We start from the raw sequence: 20900 nt of genomic DNA on the forward strand, positions 1-20900 counted from the left end.
TGCTTTTTTCCCCTTGACGCGCGGAAGGACGATACCCAACTCATTCGCGTCGGCCGCTGTGATGGGGCCGGCGCGGTCAGGGAGCGCCAAGGCTTCTTGGCGCCCCTCGTATCTATGTTGCTCTAAGGAGGATGTAGCTATGAGAACGAGTATGGACTTCTCCCCCTTCTATCGCTCGAGCATTGGCTTCGACCGAATCTTCGACCTTCTCGAGAAGGCAAGCGTGCCGCAAAACGGCGACAACTGGCCGCCGTATGACATCGCCAAGCTTGGCGAGGACTCCTATCGCATTGTGATCGCGGTTGCAGGCTTCAGCGACGATGAGTTGACCATAACGCAGGAGGCCAACATGCTCGTGATCAACGGTGAGAAGGTCGAGACCGGCGCGGTTCAGTACCTTCATCATGGCCTTGCACTCAGGCCTTTCGCTCGCCGCTTCGAGCTTGCTGACCATGTCAGCGTCATTGGCGCCAAGCTTGCGAACGGCCTGTTGGTCATCGACCTCAAAAAGGAGATTCCTGAGGAGATGAAGCCGCGCCAGATCGCGATCAAGGCGGAAATGGGCAAGAAGCCGGCGAATCGGATTGAGAGCGAGGTTGCCGCCTGAGGGATACGGGGCGCGCGCATTCCGACGTGCTGATCATTCGCCCGCGTGTCCCAACGGATGCGCGGGCTCTTTTCGTTTGAGATCAGAGCGACCGCCTACGCCGCATCGTTGCTCCAACCCCCGTCCCGGCCACGTCCGCGCCGCCCGCCTGAATGCACTTGCGGACTGATGAGCTAGTGCTTCACGCCGCCTGCGTAGCGGCTTCTTGCCATCTCAGAGTTGTAAGCCGAAGCCTCTTCGGCTGTGTCAAAGGCTTTCGCAACCACGCTCCCGTCCGGGGCCAGGCTAACCGCCAAAAACGGCAGCCCCTTCGCTGGAGGAGCATAGACCACATAGGCGAGCATGCGCTTGTTCATCGCGCAACTCTATAAGGTTGGAATCACTCAATCCAGTTCAGGTTCTCAAGGCTGCGCGTCGAAGGATGATCTGCAGGTCGGCGCTGCTGATGTCTGCAGTGAGCTCCGCAGCTGCGTGCCGGCGCTCCCCTTCCTTCGCTATCGGAACATTGTCCTGCCTCCAACGTTGGGTGATCCCCAACCGAGCGATGGCGCGTCGGAAGTATGGTCCTCGGTCGAGCCACGACAGGCGAGCCATCGTCTCGCAAAAGAAACCGAGGAGATGCGCGATGAAACTGTTGTCTGCAATTGTTGTCGCCGCCGCGACCGGCCTCTCAGCCGGTACCGCCATTGCCGCTTGTCCAACTGATGCTGCCCGCCAGGGTGTTGATGCAAACAAGACGGCCGGCATAGCCAAGGATGGGACGCACGCCCCTCTGGAGACCCCGGATACGCAGGCGAAGGCCGGCAATCCGGTTGCGAAGGATGGCAGCACGATGCCGTTGGCTGATCAGGAAGGCGGCGGAAACAAGGATCTGGCCACCTCGCAGCAAGATATCGAAGCCCAACAGCGCGGGGAGAAGACAGCCGCAGCCAAAGCCCAGGACGAAGCGTGCGCCGAGTGACGACCGGGCCCTTTCTGCCGCTAACCATTTCTTCAGAATCCCCACCGACATTGCCTCAGCGGACATGTTTCGAGTACCGCCTCAGGCAACGCGCCCGCTGGCTTCGGCCGGCGGGTCTTTTTTTGTTGTCTTCGACCTGCAATCTGCCGTAGCTGAGTACAGTGAACTGCAGCGCTCTGGGAAGGTTGACGTGAGCTACGACTGGACAGGTGAACGAACCCGTCGACGCCAGAGGATCAAGCGGGCGCTGGTCGCACTGTCGGTCGCTTTTGCAGCGGGCATCGCCTGGATGCTGGATGTGCGTTCACTTCATTGATCGCATCACTCGGCCGCCCGGACCGAATGATCGGCGTCCAGACCGGCTCGGAGCGCCTCCACATTTGTTGCTCCACGAACGAACAAGCCCATCAGACGATGCGCCACATCCTCGCGATCGTCGGGGTTAATAATGCCTTTGGCCGCGCAATGCTCGTCCAGAGCCGTGCGAAGGATCTCGATCTGATCGGGGCCATAAATGTTCGGGAAAGGTATGGCTTTCTCCCCTGTGGTTTGGGCGAAAGCGCAGATCGTCTTTCAAGTACCCCCCACGCCAGAACAGGCAGGTGACGGGCACGATATCTCAAACGATGCGGCAGCGCTATGTGAATTGATGGTGACCCTGCTCTATCTCCCCCGCTCCACATGGCTGCGCCCCCCGTCTCTCTATTCACCGGGAAACATTAGGGGCCGCGAGCGTTGTGCTCTCCAACCGTGATATGGCTCAGGCAAGGAAAATGGCAGACGGCGACAAGGACGATCCGCCACAAAAATTAGTCCCCCTGGCAAAGCGCCTGGTTGCTGAAACCGGCATCTCCGAGGCTCAAGCGCGCGAGCCGATTGCTACTTTGGGCGTCGACTGGGCTTCCCTGGTGCGGGAGGCTCAGCTGTTGCGAAAGATCGGCCGCAGTTGGGCGGGAAGCAGCGGTGCGGAGTTCAGTCCAAGGGCCTAACCTAAGCGGTATGGTCGGTCATAGGCGCCAACTGGCGGCCGGGGCGCAGTCCTTCCACTCCGACTTTTGGGTGCGTGCCTGGGCTGCCGCGCTCGATCAGAAGACATCAAGCGAAAACTTCTTCGAGATCCCCAAGCCTAACGTGAACTGGTCCTCGTCCCCGGCTTCGACGATTGGGGAATCACCGGCATCACCGATCAGCTTGCTGTACGAAGCCTCGCCATTCAGGAACCAGGTTGGACGGAATTCATACCGGGCCGAGCCTTTCAGGCCGGCGGTCTTGAAGCCGCCGTCGGCATCGTAGGGGGCGACGCGAAATCCGGTGTTGGCCGCCTCCTCTGGCGACACACCGAAATAGCTCTGCATGTAGTCGCCGGAGGCGGCACTGGCGAAAGGCCCGAGCTTCAACTCCAGCTCCGGCACGGGTCGCACTACCGCGTTCGCCCCAAATTCACCGACGAAACCTTCCGCTCCCCCGAAAGCGTATCTCACCTCGCCCCATACCTCCGCGTGGGTCCATTGGTACCTGGCGCCGATACCGGCTTCGAAAGTCGAGTCGACTTCATCCAGCCCAAACAGGTCCGGATCGTCGTCGAGGTTTCGCTCGGAGATGTAGTTGAAGGCAGGGCCAAACGACAAACCCGCACGGTCGGGCTCAACGGTTCCTATCGTGAACAGCCCCGGAAGCGCCACGTAGCCAATTCCGATGGTCGGCCAGGGGGAGAGTTCGTAATCGTCGGAACCCTCGTATTCGGGCTGCCACTTGCCGCCGAAACCGAGCTCTATGATGATGTCGATATCAGATTGGGAAACCTGCGCCTCCAGATTGTCGGCGGCCCCGACAGCGGTGGACAGGAGCCCGCAAAAGAGGGTCGCTATTCCTGTTCTCGTCCACATGTCCGGGGTATCTCCGACGCTCGCAAGTGAAGCGTGTACCGGGTTCTACTGCAGCGCAAGGTTCGTTCGATAAGATAACGCGCAAGACGACACATACACGACAACGTGTGGCCGAACGGCCACCGTCGAACCCGGCCGTCAGCCTCTCGTCAGACCAGCCCGGTCCACCAAAAGCATCCCACCGCCACCGCCCCGCACACCAGCGCCATGACCAAATCCCGCCGCTTGGCCCGCGGTTCGCGCCGCGCCACCGGTGTGATGTTCGGCAGAAATTTCGCGTAGTCGCCCGGTTGCCAGTCATCGCCGGGCGCCACTTCTGGCCCAGGGTCAATCCCACGCGCGATCTTCTGCCTCCGTATGAATTGGCTGGCGGCGGCGTTGTCGCTGAGGCCGGCAGCGTACTTCGTGCGCAATTCCGTTCCCTCGATCGCTGTGCGCCGCTCGAGCTCAGATATCGGCTCCATCGAACTCGTCGGCGGCAGCACGGCGACCTTCTCCACGGGCGCGGGCGCGCCGTCGTCGCCGAACACCGAAACGAGCGCCTCACCCGTGGCCAACGCTGGCAATTCCGCCCGCGCATCGACAACGCCTTTGTTCGGTCGCAAGGTGTCGGCTGCTGCCCTCACCTGACGCATAGACTTGGCAGTATGCGCACGCATTCCGTGCAGCACACGCGTTCCGAGTTGTTCGAGCACGACGTCGGGCACATCCGCCGGACTCTGCGTCACGAAGAATACACCCACCCCCTTGGATCGGACCAAGCGGACCAAACGTTCGATCTGCTGAAGAAGGGCCGGCGGCGCGTCGCGGAACAGCAGGTGCGCTTCATCAAAGAAGAAGGCGATTTTGGGTTTCTCAAGATCGCCCGCTTCGGGCAGCCGACGGAACAGTTCTGTCAGCAGCCAGAGCAGAAAAACCGCATACGTCTTCGGGCTTTCCATCAGGTGGTCAGCGTGCAGAAGATTGATTATGCCGCGGCCGTCAGGTGCCACGCGCATGAAATCGGAAATGTCGAACGGCGGCTCTCCGAAGAGACGATCGCCCCCCTGCGCCTCGAGCGCAAGGATGCCGCGCTGGATGGCCGAAATCGAGCTCGCGGTGATGTTGCCATATTGACGGCAGACAGACTCGCGGTCCTCCAGCATGTCATTGAGGGTCCAGCGCAAATCGTTCAGCGTCAGCATCCATTCGTACCGCTCATCAGCAATTCGAAACGCTATGGCCATGGCCCCGGCTTGCGTCTCGTTGAGCCCCAACATTGTAGACAGGAGCAGCGCCCCCATGTCCTGGACACTCGTGCGGATTGGGAGCCCGTGCAAATCGAAGAGATCCCAAAAGGCTACCGGGAACGCCTCAGGCGCCCAGATGCGCCCTAAGGCGGCGGCGCGGGCCGCTGGGGGGCCGTTGGCCACGCCAGGGCTTCCCAACCCCGACAGATCGCCTTTCACGTCAGCAGCGAAGACCGGCACGCCAGCCGCCGACAGCTGCTCGACCATAACTTGAAGGGTTCGAGTTTTCCCGGACCCGGTCGCGCCGGTAACCAGCCCGTGGCGATTGGCCAGGCGGAGCGGCAGAGAGATACCCCTGCCGTCCTTCGTCACCCCGATCGTGATTGCGGCGCCCGTCACTGGAATTCTCCAGCGCGAGTCACCACATGCCCGCCGAGCACAAAATCGAACGCCGCGATTGCCTGCGCCTCGGCGTCGGTCACGTAGAACGCACGCCGCTCGGCTTCCGCAACAACGGTGGCCGCGTCCTCCGATCCGCAGAAGAACTGCGCTGCAGCATCGACGTCGATCAAATTGATCGGCAACGCCGCCGCAGCAGCCCAGGCTGCAATCGCCGCGCAATTGGAGCCTGTCGGCAAGCACAGTCGATCGACGCCGACGGCCCGAAGCTCATCGAGCCTTGCAATTGCATTGGCTGTGCTGGACAGCGGCATTGTCACGACATGACCAGCCGTGCCGCACGCCATGCCGATCGACTCCGAGTCAAAAGCGATTGATATCGTCCGCATTTTTTAGAATCCCCGTTCGGATGAAGGCCGTCCCTTGGCCAGGTGAATGCGGTCGCCCGGCACCATGCCGGCGCGATCCGCGGTTATCGCTGCCCCGTGCAGCGAATGGTCGTCAGGCGCTGTTGCTGTCGCGCGATTTGCTTTCCAGTTCGGCCAGCACGCGCTCAAGCATCGCCATGGTCTCGGGCATGAATTTTTCGACGCGCCGGGCTCTTGCAAAAAAGGTGCCGTCGCCCAGGTAACGCCGCGCGAATGTGCCCTCCCGCAGGCCGAGCGCGTGGCGCGCGGCTTCAAGGCGCGCGAGGTATTCCGCGGCGGTGCAAGGATCTGGTGCCGGGGCCAATTCGCCCCGCGCCAACAGATCCAGCACGGCCTCAATCTTGGCCAGCGTTGGTGCGTAAACTCCACCGCCGCGGCGGATTCGCCCAACGAAGTCTCGACTGCCGAAAAACCGGGCACCGAATGCGCCGTCGCCAAGACCCGATTGTTTGAGTGCCGCCTCGAGGTCAGGCAGAAACTCGACCGCGGAACGTACCGTGTTTCGTCTCGTCAGGCTGCGCGCTCCGTCGCGGGCGACAGGTCTATCGGATTGTGTTTCTCCAAGGCTCATATCCGCCTCCCCTTCCGTGAAATCGATCTGATTTTGGTTCGTGCCCGGCGTGCGGGCTGCGAACCGCCAGGCGGCGCGGCGTCCATATCCCTGACGACGGCATCAACCTCGCGCATCAGGTCAAAGCCGAGCGGATCAGACGACGCGCGCTGACTAATCCGGCGCAGCAAGTCGAATGCGCGCTGCTGAAGCGGGGCCGCGGCTTCTGAATCTTCGGCCGGGCGAGACGGTCGCAGTCGTTTGAGGGCCTGCGCGAGACGATCCTCGCGGGCCAGGGCTTTCTCGCGCTCATCCGCCATGCGGTCGAAAAGGGGCATAAAGCGCTCGCCGTAACGTTCCACAACGCGAGCCGCCTGCAGGTATGCGCGGTCGATTTCCTCAAAGGTGGACATCACTTGTCCTCCATCGCGCTTTGCAGGCTGATCGGCTCGCCGCTGCACTGCTCCAAATTCCAGTCGGTCGGCTCGGTCGCCGCTATCTCGCACGCAGCGGCGCGCGAGTTCACCGCGCAAAGGCGATCGGCCACGGCGCTCACGCCCATCACGAACAGCGCCACGGCGGCGAGGCTGGCGACGTCGTGCGCCAGATCGACAAGGTCGGTGCGCGTCATGATGCACCTCGCCGGAGCTCGGGATTGTTGGGCCAGGTGGGGCTCGAGAAGCACTGCTTCACCCGGCGATCTAGACGCCCGTCCCGCCGCACGGCGAAACGGCTGTTCGCCAGCCATTCCGCGTCGCTGGCAAACTGCAAAGGATACGCGGTGCCATCAGGCCTCGGTCGCAATGCCCAGGCGGGCGTGTGGTCCCCGCTGAAGCGGTGGACGTAGGCGGCAAGCACAAACGCCTGGTCTGCCGGATGCAAGCCGGAGCCACGGGCCGTGCAGGCGTCGGGCGAGATCTTCATAGCCGCGCCCCCGCCAGTTTCACGGAGTCGAGCGTGGCCGCGCCGTAATGCGTGCCGATAGTCGCCTCTACATGCAATCTTTTCTTCGGCCTTATCGGCGGCCGTTTCATCGGCGTCGGTCCAGCTTGCAAGCACACGGCGCGCGGCGGGATCGTAACGCTTACCCAGGCGCACAAGCGCTTCGGCATCAACGGCCGCGTAATAGCCGATTGAATGGTCGCCAGGTTCAGAGTCCAGCGTTGCGGCGAGCACTGCCGCCGGCGATGGTTCGCGGTGTTTGGTCATTATGGGAGTCCTTGAGCAAGGCTTCGCCGGCGCGCTGGAAAGCGCGGCATGCGGCGAGCTGCGTTGATGTTTTGGGTGAGTGTGGGTGCGCGCTAAGCCGGCTTACCGGCAGTCGATCCAGGCGCGCTTTGCCGCTCGAGTGGCACGGCGGTCATCGCGGCGAATGCGCTCGCGAAGGTTTGCAAAATCGTGGCGTGAAATGGTAAGGCTACGAGCAGCCATGATCGAACTCCTGAGGTTCGGTTTCGGTGAGACCCGGTGGGAGGCTGCAACCTCGCTCCGGGTCGTTTTTCTTGCACCTTCATAGTAGCAAAATCGCAGGGATTCGCAACGAAAAAAGCGAGTCCAATCAACGATTTATGCCGACTTTTGGCTCTCTTTCGAGTGCTCCAGGACTAGCCGACGTCAGGCGGAAGGCGGGCTGCCGTGCTGCCCTCGTCGAGGGCGCGGGTGCGTGCCGCAGCTCGCACGCTGCTGCGCATGCCGGCGCTGTGGCGCGGGGGTCCTGGCACGGTGGGAGCCTGCGCCCGCTAGGCTGTGCGCTGCCCTCGTGGAGCTCAGGCGAGGCCTTGACTTTTCAGGAATAAATGCCTACATGTCGATGACTGCAGCGCCACCTTCGCGCAGCGTCTAGGCTGGCCCGGATCGCCCGCCGCCTCGAGCGCCCGGCGCTCACTTTCAAGAATGACGTTTAGGGACCGTGTTTGAGAGGGGCGGGTCGAGGGTCGCCAGCCTGCCTGGTGTCGCGGACCTTACTTTTTTTCGTAGGGGTTCTTCCCCACGGTCCAAAGGCGCGAAGTTTTAGAGGTTCTCGTCGGCAAATTCTGAACCAGCGATCGGGACACCAAACGCGCGGGCAGCTAGAACCTTCTGCCTGGCCGCCTTGGTGTAGCGGGTCACTTCCTTGGAGGTCTGGTGGCCTGTGATGGCCATGATCTCGTGCTCGCTCTTGCCCTGATCGGCCAGGCGCGCGGCGGCCGCCTTACGCAGCCCGTGCGCGGAGCAATGCCGAAGCCCGGCCTCGTCGCATCGGTCGCGGAACCAGTTGCCGAAGCCGTTCGCGGTGAAGGGCTTCTTGAATTCGGTGACGAGGAAGTTGAGGTCGCCTGTCGGGCTGGCGTCAATGATGCGTTGGAGTTCGTCGACGATCGGTATCTCGAGCGTGACCGGCTTGTTGCGTTTGTTCTTCACTTGGGTGAACTTCAGCCAGCCGCTGCGGACGTGCTGGCGCCCGAACGTCACGATGTCGGATCTGCGCTGGCCGGTGTAGAGCAGGAGGGCCAGGGCTAACCGTGCTTTCGTGCCGACGGGGTGCCGCTCTTCGAACTTCTCGACTTCCTCGATCTCCCACGAGTGGAAGCCCTGCGAGCCGGTCTGGATGTAGGGGATGTCGCGCGCCGGGTTCTTGTCTAGCTGCTCGTCGGCAATGGCGAAGGTGAACACCTGCCGTAGCGCCTTCACGCGGGCATTGGCCGCCTCCGGCGTGTCGCGCGTATCGCGGTCTCGGATGGCGCGCACAACCTTGCCGGTGATCATCCCTAAGGGCATGTCGCCGAACTGCTTGCCGTTGGGCTTCTCCTTCCGGAGCGGGATCTCGCAGATCCGATCGAGGATACCACGGCGGACGCGCTGCGTGCGATCGTCCAATCGGCTGAACTCCGCGCACTCGTAGTAGTCGTTCACGAGCTTCTTCAGCGTACCGTTGACGACGCCAATGCGAACTGGAGGCGGAGATTCGACGCGAGCGGACAACATGGCACGGTACGCCTGCATGAAATCGTCGGACCAGGGCGTTCCTTTGATCCTGACCTTTTTGCCGTGCCTCCTAAAATAGACATAGGTCTTGCCGCCGGCCGTGAACTCGGTGACATATTTTGGCAGCCGCCTGTGCTTTCGGCCGGTCAATCGTATGCCCACTCGTCTGTCATTTCGGCGTCATCGCCAGGCAGCTCATCAAATGCCTTATCGACGCGACGGATGTCCCACACCCGACGGCCGTTGATCTCTTTAGGCTTGGGCATGCGACCGTCTCCGACCATCTGATCGAACAATGAAGCCGAGACGCCGACATAGGCGGCGGCCTCAGTGCGCGACAGGCCGCGGGGCGGCAGGTTTGGGGGGAGCTTCGGACCATCGAGTTTCACTGGTGGCTTCTTCTTAAGAGCAAGGCGTCAGCGACAGAGTTGCCAAGCGGGCGACTTCCAACAATGGCTGCGCCGCTCAGGTCTGCTTGTCGAGACACCCCACAAGAGCTTCGCCGGCCTTCGTCGACCCGCTAGCTTTCAAAAGGTGTGGTTGGTCGCTGATGCCATCTTTGATCGCAACCTGTCTCTGAGCTGACGCAAAGGCGGATACGAACTGCCGCGCCTGGTCACCCTGGAGCAATACCTCTGCGGCGGCGATATTATCGCCGACGGCACCAGTTGTCCCTTTGGCGCCGAGGAGCCTCTCCCCATCGAATGCGAATTCGATCGTGGGCTCTATCAGTGCCAGGTCCGGCACATAGGCCCACCCAGGAACGGCCCGAACACGGACGCCTGGCTCAGCAGTGTCGCACACGATGAAAACGCCCGAGCGTATCGTCGACATGTTGACGAGGACTTTCCGACCGCCCGAGAACGGATCATTTTCGATCTCGGCAGACCAACGCAGAAAATCTGCCGCGGCCGAGTTGATGCTCAAAGTCGATGCAGTGAAAAGCGCAAGCGTCGCAAGGCGCATGCCATCCCCTCCCAAGCTCCAATCCCCTCGCAATCTGGGCACGCCGTCCAGATTTTTGCAAGAAGGAGCCGCGGCACGCCGGCGGCGGTATCGCGGTCGGAGGGGGCATTCGACCTTCTCACTTTTGCCCCACTCTCACCTGGCCAAGCTTAGGGCTTGGCCGGTGGTGAGAATTGAGGTGGGCGGATCGGTGAGACTATAGTGAGAGTTAGTGAGAGAAAAACAGAAACCACATTTAAATCAACATTTTAGGTCTGGTGAGAGTTCGTGAGAGTGGTGAGAACAGTTCCCAAAATGACTCTCACCAAGGAGGTGAGAATGAGCCCCCTTCTCACCTCCTTGGTGAGAGTTAGCGGCGACCTCAAGCCGCCTCATCTTCGATCGCAAACGTTGCGAAGAGACCGGCGCCGTGATCGTGGGCGAAGTCTGAGTCCAGCAACTCGCGCCTCAGCCTCAACAAGGTCGAGTCTCCGCAATTCTTCGGCAGCGGATCTCCCGACTTCCAATCCGCCTTGCCGTGCCGACACCGCGTCTCCTGCCATTCCGTCCAGGAAACCGCTTTGCTTCCTGCATTCTCCATTGCACGCTCCAGACAGTCGAGCAGCACGCTCGCTGCCTTGCTCACCGAAACGATACCCTTGCGGCCGGGCCGTTGGATGGCGTCCACCGCGAGCGAGCCACGTGGCTCACCTCCGGCCTCCCATTCAACGGTCGTGAATTTGACCGACCGAGACCAACCGTCCGGCCCATCCTTCATCTTTGTGCACTTTATGGTGCCTTCCGACAGAGGAGCGCTGTCTGCATTCTCCCTCGTCAAGCCAAACACGAAATCAGCGTTGGCCTCGAAGTAGGTGGACCCCATCATCGTGCCGCTCTTGTTTTCGTGATGCACACCGATCACTGTTCCGCCGGCTGCCTTGGCCAGCCGGTCACAGCGCTCCATAAATGCCGTCACGCTTTCGGGGGCGCTCATGTCGGCGCCGGCCATCACCCTCGCAACAGTGTCGATAATCACGAGCGCGAACTTTTCGCCGTAGTCGCGGATGAACTCCTCCAACGCTTTGAAGTCCGGCGCGCTCATGAAGTTAACCGGCGTGCGCATGAACACGAAGTTGGGCGTGATCGTTTTGATCCCGTGCCGCCGGCGGAACGCTTCGGCGCGGTCAACGAAGCCCTGATGGCCTTCACGGGCCAGAACCAACACTTTGCGCGGCGGGCCTGAAATTTCAGCGCCGTGCCAATCCGGCAATCCGTATGCGATATGGAGCCCCAAATCGAACGCCAAAAAGGACTTTCCCGAACCCCACTTGCCGTAGAGGATGCCGGTGGAGTTTTCCGTAACCCAGCCCTCTACAAGCCACTTAGGCTTCGGCAGCTTGGCCAGATCGTCAAGTGTCTCGAGCACGAAGCGCGGTGGCTTCGGCGGCGCAGGCACTTCGCCCGTTGTCTCGTGGCTCGTCGACGAGGTGTTCTCGTCCGGCGCTATCTGGTCGTCCAAATCCAAGTCGATCGCCTCAAAGTCATCGCCGGGGGGGGACCAGCACCTCACCCAATCGCGGGCTAGCGCCCTAGGCGAGAGCGCTTCCTCGATGTCAGGACGGCTGGTCGACCGCGGCCAGATCCACGCGAGCCGGGCATAGTCGATGACGTCAAAACTGCCGTCCCGCTTGAGGTGGCCGGCAAGCGCGAACCGTTTCTCGTTTCCTGGGTCGCTATGGTCCTCCCAGAACTCACGAAGCTGCCGCTGTTCGAGGAATTCCTCGAAACGCCCGACGAGCTCACACGGAAGATCCGCGAAGTCCACGGCACGGTAGTCTGAAGCTTCGATCTCTGCGATGCAGGCCTGAACGCGGGGATCATCATCATTGGCGGCTGCCGTTCTCTTAGGAGCAGCCGGCAGCGCGGCGACTAGTGTGGCGCGGTCATAGACGGGACCATCCTGCCACAGGACAGTTGCGCGCCGTTCTGTACGGCCCCTTGCCCGTTTACCGGCGTCGGGCATGTTGATTGTCCCCGGCAGCCGCATGATCCGCTCGATGTTCTGCGTCGCATCGCCGCCACCCAACAGCGCCGCGGCGGCGCGGTTCATGTGCTCAATGTCGCCAGGGCCATCGGTGAGCGGGATCTTCTGTGTGAGTTTCCAGAAGGCTTGCACGCCGCCGCCGCTGTCAATCGCAAAAGTCGGCTGGACCGCGGCCTCGGAAACCGCTGACAGGAGTCGTTGCCGCTCTGACGGCAGATCAGCGTCCTTCCTCGGGTCCAGATCAACGTGAAGAGCCCGCGCGGCGACGATGTCGCCTTTCTTAAGCTTGTCATGCGGCGCGCCGGCGCGCGGCTCGTTGACGGAAAAATAGACGTTGGTGCGGCCGTTCCGCGCCTCCACCCACTTCTCAATGTCCGGCCATGTTCCCGGCTCAAAAGTGCGCCCCGAGACGGACCTCGTGTTCGGGTCAATGGCTACCAGATTGTGCCGGCCGACAGGGTCGAGTGCTTTCAAGAACTCGATGGCCGTCCAAGAGTCGATTTCGCTCGGCTCCAACCTTTCGGCGGTCTCGCTCATGCCGCCCTCCCAAACATCTGTCCCGTAAAAGACAGGCGGCCAGCATCGAGGATGTCCCGCACTTGAGCATCCGGCAACCACCCCAGGTAGGAATCGAACCACAGATATGTCCGGACTTGGGAGGCCTTCACAAGCAAGGTGCGATCATACTCGCCCATTGTGTTCAGTACGGTGTTCACTACCTTGTTGTCGTAATAGCCTTTGGAGCGACGGCGGAGCACGCCTTTTCGTTCCTCGTGCACCAAGATGAATGCTGCGGCTGCGCTCCTCGTCCACTCGTGATGTTGAGCAAAGAAACGTTCCTGATCGATGGGCTCGGCGCGCAGATCATCCGCCACGAACAGCTCATGACCATCTTGTGACAACATCACGCCGTCCGGCACGCTGCGGATTTCACGCTGCCCTCCCATCTTCTTCAGGAGTAGCCATTCCAGATCGATGTCCGAAGCCGGCGGATTATTGTCTACTTTCACGAATGTTCTCCGAAAACGAAGGCCCGCGCCGTTTTGGTTGGCCTGGCCCTTTTGGCGTCCACCAACAATCTCGGCAGCGTACTGCAGCACCGGCTTGGAAAGACCGAGCAGGGGTTTGAGCTCATTCCGGCGTTGCAGTTCGGCGATTGCGGCGTTCCGTTGGCCATTGCTTGCGACGTTCATGCCGCCCGGTCGCGCTCGGCGACCCGCTTCTCGAGCCAGTTTTCGATTTCGGATTTGATGAAGCCCTTGCGCTTACCGCTTGGCGACAAGCTTATCGGCCGGGGAAAGTCCGAGCTGGCATCCCGGCACATTTCGAAGATCATGGTCCTGCACAGACCGACCTTTTTGCACACGTCCTTGATGTGGATGACTTCCACTGTGATGCTCCTAGCGTTGCGTTTTGGGAACGCTGAGACCGAGCTGAATTTCTCAATTGGCTCGATTTGCTAAGAGGCTAATTTACTAAGGTCACAGCGGTTCATTACATAGCGGCTGTGTGCGTCTAAAACAACGGAAAAATTTCCAAGAGCAAAACCATCCTGTAATCTGGCACATTACATCACAAGCTGCACGACCGCCTTCGCCGCGAGTTCCTCCAAGCCATCCGCGATATACCGGCCGTAGTGGCGCTCGATCATAGCAACGCTGGTGTCGTGCAGGGCCGCGACAAGCCTTATGGGGAGGTTGGCGCGCAAGCCCCGCACTATCGACGAGTGCCGCAACGCGTAGGGAATGACGCCAGGCAACTCCGCGCGATCGCGGACATCCTTCCATGGACGATTGAGTTCGTTTGGTCCCCAGGGGCCGCGATTGACCTTCTCCCACGTCGTTGGTCCGGTCTGCCGCTTCCGCCAGCGCTCGAGGAGTGGCTCGTTGCCATTGCGGTCGGTCACCATCGTACGCAACTCATCTAGAACATCTGGACCGATCGGAACCGGCCGGTTAGGAGCCTTCGCGCCTTTGCCTTTCCGACTCGATGGCACGAGTATCCTTCCATTCTCCACCTGGCAGTCCGCCACGCGAATACGAGCGCACTGCGAGTAGCGGGCGCCGGTTGCGGCCATGACCAAAACCAGCCGATACAAGTCGCCGTCCCAGTCTTGAAACATGTCCGTCTGCTTTGCCGCGGCAACGAGAGCAGACACCTTGGCGTCGGTCAGCACCTGGTTCTCGCGGGCGACGTCGATCGCATCATCATCCTCGTGGTGAATAAGTAAGCCGCGTTTTATGATAGAGGGGAGGGCCGCTGGAAGATGTTTGTGGTTCGCCGAGTACGCGGAATTCAGAGCCGCTTTTAGGTCATTAGCCAGGCGCCGAACGGTCGTCTCCTTAAGAGTAGGCGGCAGCTCGCGCATCCACGCCTTCAGAACTTTTTCATCCAGTTCATGCATCGCAATGTCTGCGAGATCAGCGGGCGGGATCTCTCGGCGCTTGCCGCGCTTTGGCTGTCCGAGAATGTAGCGGCTAAGCCGCCGGCTGGCATCGGAACGAACCGGCTTACCGGCTCTCTTGCTATCTCGGGCGTCTCTTCGCGCGATATATTCTTCGACAGCGACTCGGACTTTGATTGGCTCGTTCTGGGGGGAGGCGGCCAGGGCCAACCTACGGCGCTCCACGTGCTGGCGCGCTGCTATCTCCGCAGCATCGAAACTCAGATTGCCTTCGGCGACCACGTCATCCGCAATACCCAAGGGCGTCTGCTTGTAGCCGACTCCTTCTCGCCATCGAACGATCCAGCGACCATCACGTTTACTCTTTCGGTAGCCGAGGTGGATTGTTGCATCGACCCGTCTCCAGTGCACTCCATCAGAGAGCTTCGACCGGCTACTGCGCGTCGTCAGCGCGCTCTCTGTCAACGTCTTCGCCATCGGTCACTGCCCAACACTCGTCAAATATCCGTCAAATATACGTGCCTGTGTCACCATGAACATCAGTGAACGGATATATGACTAACCCATTGAAGTGCATACAGCAATTCTCCGCCGAGTTCCACCTGAAAGTGTCTGGAATCAAGCCCTCTCACGGCGCAAACAGGGGTTCGATTCCCCTTGGGCGTACCAATCTTCCTTCCATTTCAAGAGCTTGCAGTCCGGGCCGCCAAGTAGGTTAGTCAGGCGGCTTTCCAAACCTATTTCGGCGCAAAACCGCACCGCGCTCTTCGGGGTGATGGATCGGATACCGGAGCGGCGGCTTGAGGCGCAATATGGACCGCCGCCGCTTCAGTGTCGAAACGGCGGCGGTCGCGTAGCGCCGGCCTGAGGGGGAGCTGAACCTGCCGGCATAGTCGAACTCAAATCCGGCCGACTTGTTCCGAAAATATGCGACCGCCGCTGCCGCGCTTGGGCAAGGGTCTACCGTCTCAGCTCATCCCCATACCAGACGGCAAACGCATAGACCGCCATGCAGGCGGTAACCACCAACATCGTTCCGAGCATGTGAGCCTCCAGCCGCAGATCAGCATCAATGCGGCCGGTGAACAATTCGTTCCGGCATCAACTTCAAAGATCCTCTGAAAGGAACCGTCATGGACCGCAGTTTCCAGCGGGGCGCTGAAGCTCGTCGTGAAGCATGAAGGTGGATGGGGCGATCATCCGAAGGAAGCTCTGGCCGACGTCAAGCAAGGAATGATCTGGATGCGCACCCGGATGGTCGGCGGAGCTTCGAAGCCGTGGCCGACGGGGAAGACGGCCTCGTAGGCGGACCCCACGGGAGCTTCGCGTTGTTTCGCCTTGCCGCTTGATATGAGCTCGCCAAGCAGCACGGACCACTCGGCCTACGCCAACTCCGCTTCGCGGATCATCGACGTTCATAATGGTTTTTGTCGGTGTCCGGGACTGGCGCTCGCGAACGACCCGCGTCCAGGCCGGCGCGGAGTGCCTCCACCGTTGTCACGCCATTGTTGAAGAGATCCATCAGCCGCAGCACCACGCTCGCGCGGCCATGGAGGTCGATGACGCCATGGGCTTGGCAATGCTGATCGAGCGCGATGCGTAGGATGGTGACCTGAGACGGTTGATAAATGTTCGTGAACGGCAAGGCTTCCTCCCTGAGTTGGGCGAAAGCACAGATGGTATCTTTCAAGCACCCCCACGCCGGAACTGGGCAGGTGGCGGGACACCGTATGCTCAATGTAGGGGCAGCGTGATGTCAAATGATGGTGAGGGTCATCCTTTGGGTGCCCTACCGGATGGCGGGGTTAGCTCTCCTGACACAACGGTGCCGCCGCGCCGCGCTACCGTCGCTTCAGTAGCGTGGGAGCTCGAGCATGAAGCCTTTGCCCAAATGCGCCATTTGCGATGCGACTGGATGGGTCTGCGAGCGGTGTCCCGACCGGCCATCGGATGCCTTCAGCCTTCGGTTGGACGCATGTGGTTGCGCACCAGCGATGCGTTGCATCTGCAATCGAAACGGGGGAACTCCCTGCCCGCCCCATGGCGTTCAGATTGTCCGCTAAATCCGCGTGAGGCGCGCCTTGGCCGGGGCCAGCGAGTCGCTCCTCAGTTGAGCATCGCCGGTACTCACCAAGCTATGGTGAGCATCAGGCGGAGCGTCACTCCCGTTCGGAGCGGGAAGTCACTCTTTCCGCACTGTCATGCCGGATACCAGTGCGCCGAGGAAGAGCCCTAATCCGTTGGAGTTGGCTGCGCCCCTGCAGCTGAGCCTGCCGGGCCCGGATCTTGTGCAGAAGGGGGCACTTGTGACGCGCCGCCGCTGCCGGTTTCAGGGCGCGTATCGGTCTCCACCCGTGGATTGGGATCGGGTTCGCTTGCGGTCTCTTCGGTGTCACTGCACGCCGTCAATGCGACGAGTACGCAGAGCATCGCTGACATTCGCTTCATCTTGGGCCTTCTCACTCGATAGACAGTCACTCTTCCGAGCAGGAACAAGGCCGATCGCGGTTGGTTCCGCCTAGGTCCGATGGGCGGCGGTGGATCTGGCTCGCCGACTGGCTATGTCGGTGCGCCGCGTCCGCCGGTCTTTTTCAGAACGACTGCCTCCAAGGGCCCGCCGGAGTCGCTCGTCAGGATGCCGGCTTGTCGCGCGAACTCGACAAACGCCGCACGGGCGACCTCTTCATCGCCTTGACCAGTGAGCGCGGCACGGCAGGCGCTGAGCGCAGCCTCATGTGCGCCACCGCGTTGTCTCATCGGCCAGTCAGCGAGCATCGCGTAGGCGCGGACAACGTTCTGAACCGTACTCGGAAATCCAAGACCAATGAGGATGGTGACAGGCTTGGCGAATGGCATGGGCTCCTCCATTGCTACCGTCGGGCGGTCGGAATGCTGTTTATCAACGTCCGGCAGGTTTCCCGGCTGCGCAAACGCCGCGTTGCGCCAGAACCCAAGATTCACTCCGCTGGAACACGGATCGAACGGTCGGCCTCCTCCAGGCCAGCCCGGAGCGCCTCGACTGTGCCGGCGCCCTTGCTGAACAAATCCATCAGGCGGAAGGCGACTTCCTCGCGACCGTCGACGGTGATGATCCCTCTGACCTGGCAATACTCGTCAAGCGCGACGGTCAGGACTTTGACCTGAGATGGCTGGTAGATATTCTGGAAAGGCATGGCTTCCTCCCTTGGTGTGGGCGAAAGCGCGGGTGGTCTCTTCCAAGCGTCCGTAGCCGGAAAGATCGGACGACGAGGACACAATACGCTCCTGCGACCTGGGGTGCACTTCAAAATGATAGTGAAGACAAAAATTCGCCGCTGCGTGATGTCCGCATCGCCAGAGGCAACGAATGGCATTTCCCTTTTTGCTGCACTCCGGTTTGAGCTAGAGCGGCGTGCATTCAGGCATACCCGGCGGCCTTGAAGTAGTTCTGGCATTCGGTTGATGGGTAGAGGGTGCAGATGTCGCCGATGGCCTGCCAGAGGCGGTCGATGGTTCGGATGGCGCGCGTCCTGAGGTGAGCCTTCAGCTTTGAGAAGGCCATCTCGATGGGGTTGAGATCGGGGCTGTAGGGCGGCAGGAACAGCATCCATGCGCCACGCGCCCGGATGGCGGCCTGCGCCTTTGGGCTCTTGTGGGCGGCGAGGTTGTCGAGGATGACGACGTCGCCTTTGGACAGCGTCGGTGCGAGTTGGGTCTCGACATAGGTTTCGAAGATGCAGCGGTTCATCGGCCTGTCGACGACGAAGGGCGCAGTCAGGCCGAAGCATCTCAGCCCGGCAATGAAGGTCTGGGTCTTCCAGTGCCCGAACGGCGCCTTCGAGCGCAGCCGCTGGCCTTTTGGACATCGGCCGCGCAGGCGCGTCATCTTTGTGGTGGTTCCGGTCTCGTCGATGAACACCAGGCGATGGGGTTCAAGCCGCATCCTCGGCTGGCGGGCGACCCACTCCTGGCGCGCGGCTGCGACGTCGGGCCGGTCCTGCTCGCTGGCCAACAGCGTTTTTTTTGAAGCGGTAGCCGTTGCGGATCAGCCAGCGCGAGATCGAGGACGGCGCGACGACCGTGTCTCGCCCGGCCAGTTCGGAAGCCAGCTCCGGCATGGTGATGTCGTCTTGCTCGGCGATCCGGCGCACCAGGAAATCCCGGTGCGGATCGAGTTTCGAGTAGCGCCAGCCGCCCTCCGGCTTTGCCTTGAGGCTGCCGCTCGCACGATACGCCGCCATCAGCTTGACGACGAACGACACCGAAACGCTGAAATGGGCCGCAGCCGCATGGCACGTCCCGCCGCGCCCCACAAAGCCCGCAACACGCTCACGAAGATCAAGCGAATAGGATCGGGTCATCGCAAATCACCTCCAACCGAAGTGAATCACGAAAACCCAGCTGCTAGAATCTCTTAGATTCAGTCAGAACGCCCGACGCTCTAGCGCTCGACTCCGATCCGCCGTTCAGGACCAGATTGCGCTCAGGATTTTGGAGAAGCTCGATATCCCCTGATCTTGCGTGGTGAGCGGACCGATTGAGCGGCAAAGCGCCGGAGCGCCTTCTCGTTCCTGCGCCTTGATGATGCTCCGGCGAGGGCGTCCGGATTGGGCTGGACCTGCCAAACGGGCGATTCAGCGACTTTCGAACTGTCGGCCGACGCGGGCGTGGGGGCGCCCGCGCGCCCATGTCTATCCCGTTCCGCCCGGAAGGCTCCGGATCCAGGCCGAGGCTTCGGTGGAGAGCGTGCGCAGGTGGTCGGCGGCCGAGTAGCCTGACACCTTCTGGCGCGGCTTGAGGTCGTGGTCGCCGTCTTCCAGCCAGAGCAAGGTGATCGCCGGGGAGAGAGCGTAGGTCTCAACCTCTTCGCGCGTGCCGAACTCGTCGCGCGTGCCCTGGACGATGAGGGTGGGGGTTCGAATGTGCTCCAGGTGGTTCGTGCGCAACTGCTGCGGCTTGCCGGGCGGATGGAACGGATAGCCGAGGCAGAGCAGCCCGACGATGTCATGCGATGCGTAGAGGTCGTCCGCCAGCATGCTGGCGACGCGCCCGCCCATCGATTTCCCGCCGATGACGAGCGGGCCGCTGGCCCTCAGGTCGACCACGGCGGCCCGGTATTCAGGGATCAGCGTTTCCGCCCTCGGTGGCGGCTTTCGGCCTGCGGCGGTGCGGCGGCCGGCCATGTAGGCGAACTCAAACCGGGCGACGCGCAGCCCAGCCGAGGCGAGCGCCAGGGCGGCCGCGTTCATCGACGCAGAATCCATCGGCGCGCCGGCCCCGTGGCCAAGTAGAATGGTCACAGGAGCATTCTCTTCACCGTCGATCAGGAACGTGACGCCCATCGATCTCTATCCTCCCTGCTTTCTCCTTTGACGTCATCGGCGCGAGAAACCGGCCGCGTCAATGCGAAAGTCTCGATGGGATCATCATTGGTGGGCTGGAATGCGGCCGTCCTCCTTGCTAGTTATTGCGCATGAACAAAGTCGTCCCCTTTCGTTCGCGATCGGCTGCCGATGCCGACGCTTGGCTTGCGGCCATTGTCGATTCTTCCTTCGACGCCATTGTTGGCAAGGATCTCAACAGCATCGTCACCAGTTGGAATCGCGCCGCTGAGCAGCTGTTCGGCTACAGTGCGGACGAGATGGTCGGAAAGCCGGTTACACTGCTCATTCCGGAGGCGCTGCAGTCCGAAGAAACCGATATCATCAGCCGTATCAAACGCGGCGAACGGCTCGCCAGCTATGAAACCACCCGCATGCGCAAGGATGGCAAACTGATCCTGGTTTCGTTGACCATCTCGCCCATCTACAGCGGCGCAGGCGAGATCATCGGCGCCTCGAAGATCGCCCGTGACATCACCGCGGCCAAGGAAAGCGAGCGTCGCATCAAGTTGCTGATGCGCGAGGTCAACCATCGGGTCAAGAACCAGTTCGCCGTAATCCTGTCGATGGTTCGCGAGACGAGCAAGCGTTCGAGGGATTCGGTGGAGTTCATGGCCCAGGTCCAGGATCGGATCATGGCGCTGTCCCGCTCGCACGACCTGTTGGTCAATTCCGAATGGAGCGGCACCAGTCTTTTCGAGGTCGCGCAGGGGCACTTGGCCCCGTTCGGCCATGAAACGCAGATCAAGCTCTCCGGTCCGTTGATCACGCTGCAGCCTAACGCGGTGCAATATCTGGGCATGGCTTTCCACGAACTCGGCACCAATTCTGCAAAGTACGGCGCGCTCTCCAGCGACGCCGGTCGATTGACAGTGGAGTGGGATGTGACCACCGATACGGCCGGCCAGCGCAATCTCGAGCTGGTTTGGGAGGAAACGTCCGTTCCCCGCGCCGAAACGGAGCTGGGTTCGGAACCTCGCGCGGGATTCGGCAGCGTCGTGCTGACGCGCGTCGCGCCGCAGGCGCTCAACGGGATGGCGACGCTCGAACGCGGGCGGGGACACGTGCGATGGAAACTCGTCGCTCCGCTGGCAGGCTGCACCAACGACGAGTGATCGGGACT

At 61.5% G+C, this 20900-nt stretch carries 25 protein-coding genes; 5 read left to right on the top strand and 20 right to left on the bottom strand.

Going from position 1 to position 20900, the window contains the following annotated elements; genetic code table 11:
- The first annotated feature begins 139 nt into the window (after positions 1–139).
- Positions 140–607 carry an Hsp20 family protein gene (locus PD284_RS07450; protein WP_274627577.1) on the top strand — a complete coding sequence of 156 codons (468 nt, stop codon included), beginning with the start codon at positions 140–142 and terminating at the stop codon, positions 605–607.
- A 173-nt stretch (positions 608–780) separates the two neighbouring features.
- On the opposite strand, the gene PD284_RS07455 is transcribed toward PD284_RS07450, so the two are convergent.
- Complete coding sequence (locus PD284_RS07455; RefSeq protein ID WP_274627578.1) at positions 781–963, bottom strand: hypothetical protein; 183 nt, start codon at positions 961–963, stop codon at positions 781–783.
- Between the two features lie 269 nt (positions 964–1232).
- Here PD284_RS07455 and PD284_RS07460 point away from each other — a divergent pair, with 269 nt between their 5' ends.
- The 3 genes from PD284_RS07460 (at position 1233) to PD284_RS07470 (ending at position 2557) form a co-directional block, all read left to right on the top strand.
- Positions 1233–1568 (top strand): hypothetical protein, encoded by a 336-nt coding sequence (locus tag PD284_RS07460; RefSeq protein ID WP_274627579.1) that lies wholly within the window; start codon positions 1233–1235, stop codon positions 1566–1568.
- 190 nt (positions 1569–1758) lie between these two features.
- Positions 1759–1884, top strand: a complete 126-nt coding sequence (locus tag PD284_RS07465) for a hypothetical protein (protein WP_274627580.1) — start codon at positions 1759–1761, stop codon at positions 1882–1884.
- Positions 1885–2341: 457 nt separating this feature from the next.
- A complete protein-coding gene (locus PD284_RS07470) occupies positions 2342–2557 on the top strand; it encodes a hypothetical protein (protein WP_274627581.1) in 216 nt (71 codons plus the stop codon).
- 96 nt (positions 2558–2653) lie between these two features.
- Here the strand turns inward: PD284_RS07470 and PD284_RS07475 are convergent, their stop codons facing one another.
- The 19 genes from PD284_RS07475 to PD284_RS07565 form a co-directional block, all read right to left on the bottom strand.
- Complete coding sequence (locus PD284_RS07475) at positions 2654–3454, bottom strand: MipA/OmpV family protein (RefSeq protein WP_274627582.1); 801 nt, start codon at positions 3452–3454, stop codon at positions 2654–2656.
- A 149-nt stretch (positions 3455–3603) separates the two neighbouring features.
- Positions 3604–5082, bottom strand: a complete 1479-nt coding sequence (locus PD284_RS07480; RefSeq protein WP_274627583.1) for a helicase HerA-like domain-containing protein — start codon at positions 5080–5082, stop codon at positions 3604–3606.
- Positions 5079–5429, bottom strand: coding sequence for a hypothetical protein (locus PD284_RS07485; RefSeq protein WP_274627584.1), 351 nt, complete (start codon positions 5427–5429; stop codon positions 5079–5081). Before PD284_RS07485 ends, PD284_RS07480 begins: the two co-directional genes overlap by 4 nt.
- A 154-nt stretch (positions 5430–5583) precedes the next feature.
- Positions 5584–6081: a hypothetical protein gene (locus PD284_RS07490; protein WP_274627585.1), complete on the bottom strand. Its 498-nt coding sequence runs from the start codon at positions 6079–6081 to the stop codon at positions 5584–5586.
- Positions 6078–6473: a hypothetical protein gene (locus tag PD284_RS07495; RefSeq protein ID WP_274627586.1), complete on the bottom strand. Its 396-nt coding sequence runs from the start codon at positions 6471–6473 to the stop codon at positions 6078–6080. The genes PD284_RS07490 and PD284_RS07495 overlap by 4 nt, the downstream gene beginning before the upstream one ends.
- Entirely contained in the window at positions 6473–6691 is a 219-nt protein-coding gene (locus tag PD284_RS07500) for a hypothetical protein (RefSeq protein ID WP_274627587.1), read from the bottom strand. Before PD284_RS07500 ends, PD284_RS07495 begins: the two co-directional genes overlap by 1 nt.
- The gene (locus PD284_RS07505) at positions 6688–7269 is read right to left on the bottom strand and encodes a hypothetical protein (RefSeq protein WP_274627588.1); all 582 of its coding nucleotides are present in this window, start codon (positions 7267–7269) and stop codon (positions 6688–6690) included. Before PD284_RS07505 ends, PD284_RS07500 begins: the two co-directional genes overlap by 4 nt.
- A gap of 801 nt (positions 7270–8070) precedes the next feature.
- On the bottom strand, positions 8071–9174 hold the full coding sequence (locus PD284_RS07510) for a tyrosine-type recombinase/integrase (RefSeq protein WP_274627589.1): 1104 nt from the start codon (positions 9172–9174) through the stop codon (positions 8071–8073).
- Positions 9171–9413 (bottom strand): helix-turn-helix transcriptional regulator, encoded by a 243-nt coding sequence (locus tag PD284_RS07515; protein WP_274627590.1) that lies wholly within the window; start codon positions 9411–9413, stop codon positions 9171–9173. The genes PD284_RS07510 and PD284_RS07515 overlap by 4 nt, the downstream gene beginning before the upstream one ends.
- Positions 9414–9489: 76 nt before the next feature.
- A complete protein-coding gene (locus PD284_RS07520; protein ID WP_274627591.1) occupies positions 9490–9990 on the bottom strand; it encodes a hypothetical protein in 501 nt (166 codons plus the stop codon).
- Positions 9991–10351: 361 nt separating this feature from the next.
- Positions 10352–12550 carry an AAA family ATPase gene (locus PD284_RS07525; RefSeq protein ID WP_274627592.1) on the bottom strand — a complete coding sequence of 733 codons (2199 nt, stop codon included), beginning with the start codon at positions 12548–12550 and terminating at the stop codon, positions 10352–10354.
- Positions 12547–13206 carry a hypothetical protein gene (locus PD284_RS07530; protein WP_274627593.1) on the bottom strand — a complete coding sequence of 220 codons (660 nt, stop codon included), beginning with the start codon at positions 13204–13206 and terminating at the stop codon, positions 12547–12549. The genes PD284_RS07525 and PD284_RS07530 overlap by 4 nt, the downstream gene beginning before the upstream one ends.
- Complete coding sequence (locus PD284_RS07535; RefSeq protein WP_274627594.1) at positions 13203–13403, bottom strand: helix-turn-helix transcriptional regulator; 201 nt, start codon at positions 13401–13403, stop codon at positions 13203–13205. Before PD284_RS07535 ends, PD284_RS07530 begins: the two co-directional genes overlap by 4 nt.
- Before the next feature lie 177 nt (positions 13404–13580).
- The gene (locus tag PD284_RS07540; protein ID WP_274627595.1) at positions 13581–14894 is read right to left on the bottom strand and encodes a tyrosine-type recombinase/integrase; all 1314 of its coding nucleotides are present in this window, start codon (positions 14892–14894) and stop codon (positions 13581–13583) included.
- Between the two features lie 928 nt (positions 14895–15822).
- Positions 15823–16107, bottom strand: a complete 285-nt coding sequence (locus PD284_RS07545) for a hypothetical protein (RefSeq protein ID WP_274627596.1) — start codon at positions 16105–16107, stop codon at positions 15823–15825.
- 869 nt (positions 16108–16976) lie between these two features.
- A complete protein-coding gene (locus PD284_RS07550) occupies positions 16977–17273 on the bottom strand; it encodes a DUF982 domain-containing protein (RefSeq protein WP_274627597.1) in 297 nt (98 codons plus the stop codon).
- Between the two features lie 101 nt (positions 17274–17374).
- Positions 17375–17590 (bottom strand): hypothetical protein, encoded by a 216-nt coding sequence (locus PD284_RS07555; protein ID WP_274627598.1) that lies wholly within the window; start codon positions 17588–17590, stop codon positions 17375–17377.
- A 224-nt stretch (positions 17591–17814) separates the two neighbouring features.
- Positions 17815–18757 (bottom strand): IS630 family transposase gene (locus tag PD284_RS07560; protein ID WP_274627599.1). Its coding sequence is split into 2 segments (ribosomal slippage): positions 17815–18420 and positions 18422–18757, totalling 942 coding nucleotides; the frame shifts between segments, so codons are not numbered across the junction.
- Between the two features lie 330 nt (positions 18758–19087).
- Positions 19088–19738 carry an alpha/beta hydrolase family protein gene (locus tag PD284_RS07565; protein WP_274627600.1) on the bottom strand — a complete coding sequence of 217 codons (651 nt, stop codon included), beginning with the start codon at positions 19736–19738 and terminating at the stop codon, positions 19088–19090.
- 131 nt (positions 19739–19869) lie between these two features.
- On the opposite strand from PD284_RS07565, the gene PD284_RS07570 reads away from it, so the two are divergent.
- Positions 19870–20892, top strand: coding sequence for a PAS domain S-box protein (locus tag PD284_RS07570; protein ID WP_274627601.1), 1023 nt, complete (start codon positions 19870–19872; stop codon positions 20890–20892).
- Positions 20893–20900: the final 8 nt, after the last annotated feature.

The sequence above is a fragment of the Mesorhizobium shangrilense genome, from assembly GCF_028826155.1.
In the GTDB taxonomy this organism is placed as follows: Bacteria; Pseudomonadota; Alphaproteobacteria; order Rhizobiales; family Rhizobiaceae; genus Arvimicrobium; species Arvimicrobium flavum.

Excerpts from the sequence above, each read along its gene's own strand:
- PD284_RS07450 (WP_274627577.1), top strand. The coding sequence starts at position 140 with ATGAGAACGAGTATGGACTTCTCCCCCTTCTATCGCTCGAGCATTGGC.
- PD284_RS07455 (WP_274627578.1), bottom strand. The coding sequence starts at position 963 with ATGAACAAGCGCATGCTCGCCTATGTGGTCTATGCTCCTCCAGCGAAG.
- PD284_RS07460 (WP_274627579.1), top strand. The coding sequence starts at position 1,233 with ATGAAACTGTTGTCTGCAATTGTTGTCGCCGCCGCGACCGGCCTCTCA.
- PD284_RS07470 (WP_274627581.1), top strand. The coding sequence starts at position 2,342 with ATGGCAGACGGCGACAAGGACGATCCGCCACAAAAATTAGTCCCCCTG.
- PD284_RS07475 (WP_274627582.1), bottom strand. The coding sequence starts at position 3,454 with ATGTGGACGAGAACAGGAATAGCGACCCTCTTTTGCGGGCTCCTGTCC.
- PD284_RS07485 (WP_274627584.1), bottom strand. The coding sequence starts at position 5,429 with ATGGCGTGCGGCACGGCTGGTCATGTCGTGACAATGCCGCTGTCCAGC.
- PD284_RS07490 (WP_274627585.1), bottom strand. The coding sequence starts at position 6,081 with ATGAGCCTTGGAGAAACACAATCCGATAGACCTGTCGCCCGCGACGGA.
- PD284_RS07495 (WP_274627586.1), bottom strand. The coding sequence starts at position 6,473 with ATGTCCACCTTTGAGGAAATCGACCGCGCATACCTGCAGGCGGCTCGC.
- PD284_RS07500 (WP_274627587.1), bottom strand. The coding sequence starts at position 6,691 with ATGACGCGCACCGACCTTGTCGATCTGGCGCACGACGTCGCCAGCCTC.
- PD284_RS07505 (WP_274627588.1), bottom strand. The coding sequence starts at position 7,269 with ATGACCAAACACCGCGAACCATCGCCGGCGGCAGTGCTCGCCGCAACG.
- PD284_RS07520 (WP_274627591.1), bottom strand. The coding sequence starts at position 9,990 with ATGCGCCTTGCGACGCTTGCGCTTTTCACTGCATCGACTTTGAGCATC.
- PD284_RS07525 (WP_274627592.1), bottom strand. The coding sequence starts at position 12,550 with ATGAGCGAGACCGCCGAAAGGTTGGAGCCGAGCGAAATCGACTCTTGG.
- PD284_RS07530 (WP_274627593.1), bottom strand. The coding sequence starts at position 13,206 with ATGAACGTCGCAAGCAATGGCCAACGGAACGCCGCAATCGCCGAACTG.
- PD284_RS07540 (WP_274627595.1), bottom strand. The coding sequence starts at position 14,894 with ATGGCGAAGACGTTGACAGAGAGCGCGCTGACGACGCGCAGTAGCCGG.
- PD284_RS07550 (WP_274627597.1), bottom strand. The coding sequence starts at position 17,273 with ATGCCATTCGCCAAGCCTGTCACCATCCTCATTGGTCTTGGATTTCCG.
- PD284_RS07555 (WP_274627598.1), bottom strand. The coding sequence starts at position 17,590 with ATGCCTTTCCAGAATATCTACCAGCCATCTCAGGTCAAAGTCCTGACC.
- PD284_RS07565 (WP_274627600.1), bottom strand. The coding sequence starts at position 19,738 with ATGGGCGTCACGTTCCTGATCGACGGTGAAGAGAATGCTCCTGTGACC.
- PD284_RS07570 (WP_274627601.1), top strand. The coding sequence starts at position 19,870 with ATGAACAAAGTCGTCCCCTTTCGTTCGCGATCGGCTGCCGATGCCGAC.